Below are 11443 nucleotides of genomic sequence, written 5' to 3'. Positions count from 1 at the left end.
CGGCTTGCGCTTTGCGGTCGGCGTGCGTTACTTGGCCAGCTTGTTCGCGGCCATATCCCACGTCGAGGCGGCTGTGCCTTCCTTCGAGCCGTCGTCTTTCTGCGTGGTCATTTCCCACTTGATCTTCGTGAAGTTGAGCGACAGCGTTTCGACCGGCTTGCCGCCCGCGCCGCCCGATACGCTGACGTTGCTCAGCACGACGTTATTCAGCGTGTAGGTGATGAACGGCATGATCTTGCCGTCGCTTTCCGCCGCATTGCGGCCCACGACGATGATGGCGCTCGGGATCGCCTTGCCGCCGCAGCAGTACTCGTTAATCGTCGGCGTGGCGACGTCGATGTACTTCGTCACGGTGAACTCGCCGACATGCGGCTTGCCCGACGTGCGCTCCGAGTTGCTGACGTCGTTGGTCACCTGCATGGCGACGTTGTGGCTATACGACATCAACTCGATCTTGTCGGTATAGCCCTCGAGCGTGCACTCGCCCTTGATCTCGGTGCCGAGGTCGAGAATGATCGAATCCATGAATGCGCTCCTGAAGCGTGTGAACGCGGCGCGTGCCGTCGGGCGACGCCGCGCGATCGTAACGGATGGTGGCGAAGCCGGCGCGCGGCCGGCTTCGGACTCAGGCGGCGGCCGGCGGCGGCAGCGTCGCGACGAGACGGATCGAGGCGGTCAGCTCCTCGAGCTGGAAGTGCGGCCGCAGGAACACCGTGGCGCGGTAGGCGCCCGGCTTGCCGGCGACTTCGGTCACGTCGACGCGCGCTTCGCGCAACGGGTACTGCGCCTTGATTTCCTGCGGCGCGTTGTCGTTGACGAGCACGTAGTCGGCAATCCACGTGTTCAGGTACGCGCGCACGTTGTCGCGCGTCATGAAGCTGCCGACCTTGTCGCGCATGATCACCTTGATGTAGTGCGCAAAGCGCGATGCGGCGAGCACGTACGGCAGCATCGCGGAGATGCGCGCGTTGGCGGTCGCTTCGCTCGTGTTGTAGGCCACCGGCTGGTTCGCGGTCTGGCCGCCGAAGAACACCGCGAGCCCGTCGTTCTTCTTGTGGCACAGCGCAATGAAGCCGAGCGCATCGAGCTCTTTCTCGCGGCGATCCGTGATCGACACTTCGGTCGGACACTTCATCGCCTTGTCGCCGGCGGCCGTCTGGAAGATATGGTCGGGCAGCTGTTCGACCGCACCGCCGCCTTCCACGCCTCGAATCGCCGCGCACCAGCTGTACTTCGCAAACGCATTCGTGATGCGCTGGCCGAGCGCATAGGCCGCGTTGCCCCACAAGTATTTCGAATGATCGGTGCCGTCGACGTTTTCGACGAAGTTCATGCCTTCCACCGGATTGCTGTCCGGATGGTAAGGCCGGCGCATCAGCACGTGCGGTAGCACCAGCGCGACATAGCGCGAGTCTTCGCTCTTGCGGAATGCGCGCCAGCGGTGCATATCGATCGTCTCGAACACTTTCGACAGATCGCGCGGCACACCGAGCTCGGTGAAACTGCCCATATCGAACAGCTGCGGATGAGCGGCGGAAATAAACGGCGCATGCGCGGCCGCGGCGACCTGCGCGAGCTTTTCGAGCAGGCCGAGGTCCGGGTTCTGGCGCGTGAAGTAGTAATCGCCGATCAGCACGCCGAACGGATGGCCGCCGAACGTACCGTATTCCTCTTCATAGATCTTCTTGAACAGCGCGCTGGTATCGACGTCGATGGCCTTTTCGAGGTCGTTCGCGAGATCTTTCTTCGATGCGTCGAGCAGGCGCAGCTTGAGGCGCGTGCCGGTTTCGCTGTTCTTCACGAGGTAATGCAGGCCTCGCCACGACGCTTCGAGCGACTGCATGTCCGGGTGATGCAGCACCGCGTTCATCTGTTCGCTGATCAGCTCGTCGATCTTCTTGATGTGATCGTTGATCATCGCGACCGTGTCGCGGCTCACCGTCATATTCTTGTCGAGCACCTGCAACGCGAATTCGGCGAGCAGTTCGCGGGCATGCTGCTGCTGCTCCGCGTCATGGGCCATCCGGCCATCCTGCACGATCCGGTCGAGCAGGCTAAGCGTTTCGGTTTGCGCGGGCGCAGCCGCGGCTTGGATATCCGACATGGACTTCTCCTCGGGATGCTGGGCTTAAGCAGGGCTCAGGTCGCGGCAGGCGCGTCGCCGGCGGGCGCATCGCCGCCACCGGCTTCCGGCGCCGGCAGTTGCGCGACCGGTGTGTCCTGCGGATGGGCGGCCTTGATTTCCGTCAGCCCCTGGGTGTTGTGCACCACTTCCTGCAGCAGTGAGTCGAGCTCGTCGTTGCCGTCGAGCTTGGTCAACAGATCGCGCAGTCGCAGGCGCGCGTCGTAGAGCTGCTTTAGCGGCGCGATCTGCTGCACGATCTTCACCGGATCGAAGTCGTCGATATGCGTGAACTTGAGCGCGAGATTGATCTTGCTGCCGTCGCCCGCGAGCGTGTTGTCGACCTGCAGCGTCGCGCGCGGGCCGATCGATTTCATCACGTCGTTGAAGTTGTCGCGGTCGATGTCGACGAAGCGGCGCTCCGTCATTTTCGGCAGCGGTTGTTCGGGGTTGCCCGACAGGTCGGCAAGGATGCCGACTACGAGCGGCAATTCCTTTTTCTCGATCGCATTGCCGGTTTCGACGTCGTACGTGATCTGTACACGGGGCGGGCGGTTCCTTTCGAACCAGTGTTGAGTACTGTCGGCCATGGTCACCTCAGCGGGAGTCTTATCTTATTGCCTTTAAAGTACGCGATAAATGCACGTGACAAGCCTATGCAGCAAACGCATGCGACAAGCCCGCGCGACAAACGCACTTTTACCTTTTTTGCACTATTTTCTTTTTGGTGCGGCATACCGGCTTTGCGCGGCCGACTGGCTCGGCATCCACGCGGGAGACAACCATGCAGCCGCCCGATTTATTGCAATTGCATATACGAAAGGTACAGCAGGACTACGCCGGTTGGCCCGTCTGGAGGTACGAAGCGGGTAGGGACGACTGCGTTACCCGGTACCTCGAAGTTTGCCCCGGAAGCGCTGCCCTTATAGGAATTTGAAAAGGAACTTGAAAAATTCCGCTGGCAGCATAATTATCTGACGCAAAAGACTCTACGATAGTCCACGACGAAATTCAAACAAAATTTATGTGACGCATAGCGCCTTTTCTATTGGACTGCTTTGCGTCGGCTTTCGGTGCCGGGTGCAATACGGATTGCATGTTTTTTTACGCGCGGCTTGCAACAACGGCTGATTGCATCGCGCATGGCGGTACTTGTAGACTACGCCCGGCGCAAGGGCCGCGCGTCGGCTCGCAAGAAGATTAGAACCAGAAACGAATGGCGGGGATGCCGGCTCGAGCGCCGGCGTACGTCGCACCGTATGAGGGGGTAGCCAAGTGACTAGCTCGTTGCGACTCGCCGTCCTGCGGCGTGCCGGCGCATTGGCTCGCCGGCGTCCGGTCGCGCTCTGCGCGGCACTGTGTCTCGCGGGCTGTTCCGGATCGATGCCCCGCGTCAACGTCGACACCCTGTCGATCAGCGTCGCGACCCAGGCGAATCTCGATACACCGATTCCGCTCGATGCCGTACTGGTACGCAATCCTCAATTGCTCGACATGCTGCTTGGCTTGCCGTCCGCCAAGTGGTTTGCGCAACGCGACCAGCTTCGACGCGATTACCCGAAGGATCTGAACGTGATTTCTTACGAAGTGGTGCCGGGCCAGCAGATCATCGACGCGAAGTTCGGCTTCGATGGCCAGCGCGCGGCGGGGGTCCTGGTATTCGCCGGCTACCAGACACCGGGCGCGCATCGCGTGCGGCTCGACGGCGGCCCGCAGAAGGCGCTGCTGCAACTGGGCGACCAGGATCTGCAACTGCTGTCGCGCCAGAGCGAGCGATGAGTCGCGCCACGTGCGGCGCTAACGAGGGCGGGCCGCTGCCCTACGACACCGGCTGGCAGCCGGAGTGACTGACATGCGAAACCTGTTTCCCGATCCGATCTGCTGGTTCGACGGCATGCCGTTGCTGCCGCAACATTTTCAGACCCAGGCGCTGCATGCGGCCGGTCACGCGGCGCTGCTCGCGGGTGCTGCGCGGCCGCATTTCTGGGGCGTGCTGGCGCTCGAACACGAGCCGGCCGGGCTTGCCGAAGGGCTCGTGCGCATTACGGCGCTCGATGCGGTGCTGGCGGACGGCCTGCCGATTCGCCATAGCGCCGACGATCCGGTGTTGCAGGTCGATGTGCGCGCGGCATTCACCGCGCCGGATCAGACGGTTACGGTGTATCTGGCCGTGCCGCCGCTTTATCGCGGCGGCCAGATCGACCGGCGCGGCGCGCGCTACCGGCAGCATGAGAGCGCCGACGTGCCGGACCTGAACGCGGGCGCCGACCCGGCGAACGTCGTGACGTGGCGGCCTCGTCTGCATCTGATGACCGATCTCGGCAATCACGAATACGATCGCTTGCCGCTGATGCGGCTGCGCCAGCAAGGGGGCGGCGTGGCGCTGACCGAATACGCGCCGCCGTGTCCGATCGTCAAGCCGGATACGCCGCTCGGCCAGCGCGTGATGCGCATGGTGCTGCGGGCGCGCGAGAAGTGCGTGTTTCTTGCCGGGCGGCTCGACGCCGCGCGTCATGCGGGCGAACTCGACGACGCGGCGCAGATCGAACGCCAGCTGAGCGCGCTGTGGATGCGCTTGCCCGAAGTGGAGGCGGCGCTGCTGTCGCGCGCGGCGCACCCGGTTGATCTGCATCGTACGCTGGCGGGCATGGCGGGGTCGCTGGCGAGTCTGCGTCCCGAGCGCGGGGTGCCGGGCTTTGCGCCGTTCGACTACATGGAGCTGCTGGCATCGTACGAGCCGCTGCTCGACTGGATCGACGACGCATTGTCGACGGTGCGTCAGGGCTATCGCGTGCGTCAGTTCAGCGAAGAGGCGGGCGGCTTCTGGATCGGTCCGCCGTTCGACAACGGCACGCCGCAACCGGAACTGGTGATCGGCCTGCGCATGCCGGCCGACGCCGGCGAGCGCGATGCGGGCGCGTGGCTCGATCAGACCGTGATCGCTTCGCGTCAGCATGTGCCGACGCTCGCGCGGCAGCGCATGCGCGGCCTGGCGCGCCGGCGTCTCGCGCGCGAAGAGCGCGCCGCGTACAGCGCGGGCGACGACACCGCGATGTTCGCGTTGGTGCTCGACGCCGCCTGGTTCGACCCGACCGAACCGCTCGTCATCGACGTGCGGGCGGGCAGTGCCGGCGTGGCGCCGTGGGCGGTGCAACTATTCACGCCGGGCGCGGACGCCGCCGACGGCGCCGCGCATGAAGGGCGCGAGGGTCAATGAGCGACTACGGCGCGATGCCCGGCTACGAGCGCACACCGCTGATGCGGGCGTTCGTCGCGGCGTTCGAGCACGCGATGAACGAGCGCGCCGCGCTCGAACGCAGCGCGGTCGAAACGCTCGATTCGGCCGCTTACGCGGATACGCTTGCCGAGCAGCTCGGCGCCGCGACACGGCGTCTCGCGCGCGAAGCGATGGCGTGGACCGGTGCGGCCGGCGAAGCGGACATCGCCGCCGCGCAGTATGCCTTTGTCGCATTGCTCGATGAGCTGCTGCTGTTTTCCGACTGGCCGGGCAATGCGGCCTGGGACGCGCGGCCGCTCGAAGCGCGCGTGTTCGGCACGCGTGCCGCGGGCGAGCAGCTGCCCGACGCGATCGAAACGCTGCTCGCGCGACGCGAGCCGGCGCAGCGCGATCTCGCGCAGGTGTACCTCGCGTGTCTGACGCTCGGCTTCAAGGGGCGTTTGCGCGGAGAGCAGGGCGCTTTACGGCACGATCAGTTGCGGCACTCGCTGTTTGCGTTCGCGATGCAGCGCGATGCGGAGCCCGCGCGTCTTGCCGCGCCGATCGAGCGCACCGCCGTGGCGCCGCGCCGCGCGGTGATGCTCACGCAGATGTTTCCTGACGTCGCGCGCTTCCTGTTGTTGCTGGTGGTAGGGCTCCTCGTGCTGCTCGGCGTATCGCATCTGTTGTGGATGTCGGCGACCGCGCGCGTGCGTCCCGCAATCGAACAGTTCCAGGCCGTCTCGACGGTCGATTTGCGACCCGCAGCCGTGGAAGGCACCTCCGTGTCCGGCGTCGTGCTGAGGCCGCCCCGCGCGCCGGCCAGATCGCCCTCATCCGCACCTGCTGCCGCACCTGCTGCCGCACCTGCTGCCGCACCTGCTGCCGCACCTGCTGCCGCACCTGCTGCCGCACCTGCTGCCGCGCCGGCGCCGCAGCAGGTTCCAGCGCAACAGCCCGCCGCGCCTAACGTGCAGGCGCCGGCAGCCAACCCCTTGCTGGTGCGCACCGTGCTGCCGGCCGACGGAGAGGCGCGATGACGCTGATCGTGGTTCTGCTCGGCCTGATCGCGCTGCTGCTGGCGGGGCTGGTAGCGTTCGCCGTCGTCCAGTGGCGCCGCAGGCATCAGGACCAGAAGCCGTTGCGCACGTTCGGCGCGGCGGTGCGCGCCGCGCACAGCGCAATGGGCGTGCGCGACATCTATTCGATTCCGCGCGTGCTCGCGACCGGCGAACCGGCCGCGCTCGATGCGTTGTCGCGCAGCTGGCGTCTCAATCCGGTCGGCGAGCAGGGCTGGTTCGGACGCGTGTGGAACGATGCGGAAGGGCTGCTGATCGCCGAACCGGACAACATGCTGGCGCTACCGCCCACGGAGCGCCAACCGTCCGCGTGGCGCCGCTTGCTGCGCGCGTTGCTTCGTAACCGTCCCGGGCGGCCGCTCGATGCACTGTTGTGGGTGATCGCCGCGGACTCGCTGGTCGATCAGAGCGGCGCACCGCGCGAACTCAGTGCGGCCGCGCTCGAATCGTCGCGCAAGCTGGTCGCGCTGCAGCGGCAGCTGGGCCAGATGTTGCCGCTTTATATCGTCATCAGCGGTTGCGATGCGTTGGGCGGCTTCGATGCGCTCGCGGCCGTGCTGCAGCGTGCATCGTTCGGCAATACGCCGCTTGGCTGGGCGTCGCCTTATCCGCCGAAACGAACCTATGAGGAAGCATGGGTCGACGAGGCGTTCGCCGCGATGCGCGCCGCACTGGCCGAAACGATCACCGAGCTCGGGACGGTCGATGGCAATCTCGATGCGTCGCTGTTTCTGCTGCCGCAGCGGCTCGACCAGTTGCGCGTGCCATTGCGCGAGCGCATCGACCTGACGCTGCGTGGCGCGGCCGACGGCACGGCGCCGATCTTGCGCGGTATCTATTGCGTCGGTGCGGTGCCCGCGCCGCAATCCGGCGCAGCCGGTGCCGCAGCCGGTGTTTTCGCCGGCCTCGCCTCCGAACTCGCCGATGCGCGCGTGCGGCGCGCGCCGCCCGCATTCGCCGCACGCCTGTGGCATGACGTGCTGTTGTCGGGCCAGGGTCTGGCCACGCCGGTGCCGCGCGTTCTCGCGCTGCGCATGCGGCGGCATCGCGCGTTGACGGCGCTTGCCGCGGTGCTTGCGGTGTGCTGGTGCGTCGCGCTCGGCGTTTCGTGGTGGCATCTGCGCCGCGATGCGAGCGCGCTCGCGTCTGCCTACGATTCGCTGACGCTCGCGGGCGCCACCTACCGCGACTCGGACAAAGGCGAAGCGGCCACCGGCAAGGCGCTCGCCGCGGTCGCCAATTCGTTGATGAATGTGCCGCGTTGGCGCGTCACATCGCCGTTCATGCCGCTGTCCTACGTGACGCTCGACCGGCAGTTGGCCGACTCGCAGCGGCATATGCTCGCGGCACTCGTGTTTGCACCGCTGCGCGACCGCTTCGACACGCGCTTTCGCAACCTCGATTGCGCGCCGGCCACCGCCTCGGCTGCATCGGATTCAGGCGCGGACCCGGCGACGCAGACTTCGGCGCGGCCGCAGGACTTTCCCGAATATGTGCTCGGGGCGCGCCTCGTTGCGCAAGCCGCGCAAGCCGAGCACCTCGTGACGCGTTTCAACGAACTCGTGCAGGGAGGCAGCGGCAACGCCGCGCTGCTTTCGCAATTGATGCGCGAGGCAGTCGGCGTGCAGCTCGACCCCGATCGCATTGCCGACCGCGACGGCCTCAACGATGCGGTTCGCGAAACCGTCGCGGCTCGCGGCGCGATTTCGTTCTCGGGCCCGGAGGCGGTTACCGCGCGCCAGCAGGCCAGCGCGTGCTTCGAAGAGACCTTCGATGCCTGGTTCGATCGCGTGTATTCGGATTCGACGCTGACGCTGAACGCCGCGCAGGTGCAGGCCACGCTCACGAATCTGCGAGCGCCCGGCGCCGCACCCGCGAATGCCGTGCTATCGGATCTGGCGACGCGCATCGATACGCTTGCCACCCAGGTCGACACCGCGAATCACGGCTGGGCCGGCACCCGCGGCAAGGAACTCGTGCCGGGCTTGAGTTCGCTATTCGATACCGCGCAGCATTTGCGGCTGATCGGCGAGACACCGGTCAAGTCCGTGCAGGCGCACGAGCAGGCGGAGCAGAACGCGTTCGCGGCGCGCTGGCTGGCAAACGGCAGTCTCCCGAGCGTGCTGGGCGCGTCGTCGTCCAACGGCCTGCAACTTGCGCCGGACTTGCCGCCGCTGCGCGACGCGCTGCGCACGTTGCTGGCGCAACCATTCGTGGTCGCATCGGGTGATGGCAGCGCGTCGATCCGCGAAGTCGATGCCAACAGTGCGCAGCGTGCGCTCGCCGTATTGCCCGCTTATCGGCAGTACGTCGGCGGCCCGCTCGCGCAGGCGCCGGATGCATACCGCGCCGCGCTGATGGCGGCGGCCGCCAACGACGCGGTGCGCAGCATGGTGAATGCGCTGTCGGCGCCGGCCACGCCGGCGCTCCAGCGCGAAAGCGGCTCGGCTGCGGATGCGGCATTGCAGTTCGACGCGTTGCGCAAGAGCGCGCTCGATCTGATTGCCGCGTTCGATTCACTGAACCGCGACGATCTCGCGACCAGCGTCGCGTTGCGCGTGAGCGATTCCGCACTTGATGTGCTGCGCGCAGCCGATGCGCAATTGCAGTCGCTGGCGCCGTTCCGCCCGGTGCGCGGCGATTTTTCGAGCTGGAACGGCAGCCCGGGCGGCTCGCTGCGCGCATTCGGCGCGGCCACGCCGCAGGCGCTGCAAAGCTATCTCGCCGCGCAGGCCGCGGCCGTCGCGGAAATCGCGGCCACTGCGGGAGGCGCGCTCGATTGGCTCAGCACGCAGAAGCAGTCGCTCGAGCCCGCGGATGCGCGGCTCGTGAGCCGCTGGCGCGCGCTCAATGCGGACCTCGCGCAGTACCGCGCGAAGAGTCCCGCGAGCGCGATGGTTGCGGTGCCGTCGATCATCGCCGACCAACTCGACAAACTCGACATCGACAACTGCAGCGCCTCGCTCGCGCAGGTCGATGTGCCCGCAAGCGGCGATATCGTCGCGAGCGCCGGGGTGAATCTCGTCGCGTCAGCGCGCGAGCAATGTTTCCGTTTGCAGATGGGCGACGGCATGGAGGCGTACGAGCAGATTCGCAGCTTCTTCGCACGCTATCTGGCAGGACGTTTTCCGTTTGCCGCGGATGTCGCCGCGCCGGCCGCGGATCTGCGTCAGACAGCGGCATTCGCCGCGTTGCTCGACAAGCAGCTCGCGCTCGCGCAGCGCGGGATGACGGCGGCCGCCGCGATCGGGCGCGAGCGTGCCGATAGCGCGCAATTTCTCGCGCAGCTCGCGCAGGCGAAGCCGTGGCTCGACGCGCTCGTTGCGCGCGGTGCGGACGGCGCGCTGCAGGGCGTCGAAGTGAACGTCCAGTGGCGCACCGATCGCGCGGACGAAGTGGGCGCGGATCAGGTCATCGAGTGGAAGCTTGCCAGCGGCGGTGACCAGCTCTCGTATCCATCGTTGGGCACGGTGCCTGTGCACTGGAAGCCTGGCTTGCCGGTTTCGCTGAGCCTGCGCTGGGCGAAGGATTCGCCATGGCGGCCGATGCTCGATACCGCGCAGCCGACGCTATCGAGCGCAAGCGACGTCGCGACGTGGGCCGCCGGCGATACCTGGGCGCTGCTGCGCTTCGTGCGCGCGCATCAGACGCAAGGCGACGCGGACCTTGCCGGCACGCAGGCCGGTTCGTCGTCGGTGCCGCCGCCGTTATTGCTGACCGTGCCGGTGCGCGATCGCAGCGGCGACATCAAGACCGCGCGCATGTATTTGCGCGTCGGTTTCGTTGGCGCGGCGAAGACGCCGCAGGCGATCCCCGATTTGCCGGTCGCGGCGCCGGGCTATGGGGCAACGGGTGTGACGACAAGGAGCCGGACGTGGCCGATGCCGACGTCGCAAAGCATAGTGGGGCGCGGATGACGCCCGACTACGCGATCGAAGCGCTACTGCATCCGGTGCCCGGTGACGCGCCCTGTGGCGTGTCGCTGCTGCATGACGCGGAGTTCGACGCAATCCGCAATGCGCGTCGCGAAGACGATGCGAGCCTGCCCGCCGGCATCTGGCAGACGGAACTCAAAGTGGCCGACTGGCGCGAAGTGGAGGCGGGCTGCCGGCGCCTGCTGGTGGAGCGCAGTAAGGACCTGACGCTTGCTGCCTGGCTCGGCGAAAGCTGGCTGCATCTGTATGGCTGGCAAGCGCTGCCGCGTTGTTTCGAACTGCTCGCGCTGCTGTGCGAGCGCTACTGGGACGAATTGCATCCTTTGCCTCGCGACGGCGACACCGGTTACCGCGCGGCGCCCTTTGCGTGGCTCGCGACGGCCTATGCGGATGTGCTGGTGGCGCGCGCCCAACTGTTCGAGGGCCGCGAAGGCATGCGCGGTACGCTGGCGCAATGGCACGCGGCGCATCGGGAAGCGCTTGCTCTGGAGGCGCGACAGAACGTGCCCGCGGCGAAGCGCGAAGCCGCTGCGCACGCGATAGCCGTATTGAACGAAGCCGCTCGTGCGGCATCGCCCGAGCGGCTGCACCAGCAGCTCGCGGCTCTTGCGCAGGCCCGTGTGCTGATCGGGCGTGTCGACGCATGGTGCACGCCGCGGCTCGGGGAAGAAGCGCCGAGCTTCGCGACCTTGATGAAAACGATCGACGAAGCCGAACTCGTACTGAAGGAGTGTGTCGCCATGCATCCGTTTGCTCCGCCGCCGCCGCTCGCCTCATCGGGCGAGACCGATGGCGCCGACCGCGTGTCGGCACCGGCTGTGACGCCGTCGATCGTGCAGGGCGCGCTGCAAAGCCGTGACGATGCGTATCGGCAGTTAGCGGCGATTGCCGACTTTCTGATGCGTTATGAACCGCATAGCCCTGTGCCGTACATGGTTCAGCGCGCGCTCGAGTGGGGCGCTAAGCCGCTGCCCGTGCTGTTGCAGGAACTGATGTCGGGCGGCTCGGACGGGCAGCAGCTTTGGACCGTACTGGGCTTGCTGCCCGCGGCGACGGATAAATCGAAATAAAGCTCGCCCGAACGAGGTAG

8 protein-coding genes are annotated in these 11443 nt (G+C 66.6%); 5 read left to right on the top strand and 3 right to left on the bottom strand.

Annotated elements, in window-relative coordinates; all coding sequences use genetic code 11:
- Positions 1–27: 27 nt before the first annotated feature.
- From KZJ38_RS31830 to tssB, 3 genes are all read right to left on the bottom strand, one after another.
- Positions 28–525, bottom strand: coding sequence for an Hcp family type VI secretion system effector (locus KZJ38_RS31830; RefSeq protein ID WP_219801025.1), 498 nt, complete (start codon positions 523–525; stop codon positions 28–30).
- Between the two features lie 100 nt (positions 526–625).
- The gene (gene tssC, locus KZJ38_RS31825) at positions 626–2104 is read right to left on the bottom strand and encodes a type VI secretion system contractile sheath large subunit (protein WP_219801024.1); all 1479 of its coding nucleotides are present in this window, start codon (positions 2102–2104) and stop codon (positions 626–628) included.
- A 35-nt stretch (positions 2105–2139) separates the two neighbouring features.
- Positions 2140–2712 (bottom strand): type VI secretion system contractile sheath small subunit, encoded by a 573-nt coding sequence (gene tssB / locus KZJ38_RS31820; protein ID WP_219801023.1) that lies wholly within the window; start codon positions 2710–2712, stop codon positions 2140–2142.
- A 685-nt stretch (positions 2713–3397) separates the two neighbouring features.
- On the opposite strand from tssB, the gene KZJ38_RS31815 reads away from it, so the two are divergent.
- The 5 genes from KZJ38_RS31815 to tssA all read left to right on the top strand — a co-directional run bounded on the left by KZJ38_RS31815 (position 3398) and on the right by tssA (position 11423).
- Entirely contained in the window at positions 3398–3901 is a 504-nt protein-coding gene (locus tag KZJ38_RS31815) for a hypothetical protein (RefSeq protein ID WP_219801022.1), read from the top strand.
- 73 nt (positions 3902–3974) lie between these two features.
- The gene (gene tssK / locus KZJ38_RS31810) at positions 3975–5339 is read left to right on the top strand and encodes a type VI secretion system baseplate subunit TssK (RefSeq protein ID WP_219801021.1); all 1365 of its coding nucleotides are present in this window, start codon (positions 3975–3977) and stop codon (positions 5337–5339) included.
- Entirely contained in the window at positions 5336–6379 is a 1044-nt protein-coding gene (locus KZJ38_RS31805) for a DotU family type IV/VI secretion system protein (RefSeq protein WP_219801020.1), read from the top strand. Before tssK ends, KZJ38_RS31805 begins: the two co-directional genes overlap by 4 nt.
- The gene (locus KZJ38_RS31800) at positions 6376–10335 is read left to right on the top strand and encodes a type VI secretion system protein (RefSeq protein ID WP_219801019.1); all 3960 of its coding nucleotides are present in this window, start codon (positions 6376–6378) and stop codon (positions 10333–10335) included. Before KZJ38_RS31805 ends, KZJ38_RS31800 begins: the two co-directional genes overlap by 4 nt.
- Positions 10293–11423, top strand: coding sequence for a type VI secretion system protein TssA (tssA, locus tag KZJ38_RS31795; RefSeq protein WP_219801018.1), 1131 nt, complete (start codon positions 10293–10295; stop codon positions 11421–11423). Before KZJ38_RS31800 ends, tssA begins: the two co-directional genes overlap by 43 nt.
- Positions 11424–11443 lie beyond the last annotated feature (20 nt).

It is taken from the genome of Paraburkholderia edwinii (assembly GCF_019428685.1).
In the GTDB taxonomy this organism is placed as follows: domain Bacteria; phylum Pseudomonadota; class Gammaproteobacteria; order Burkholderiales; family Burkholderiaceae; genus Paraburkholderia; species Paraburkholderia edwinii.
Note: the sequence above shows the minus strand (reverse complement) of the source record. Positions and strands in the feature narration are given on the sequence as shown.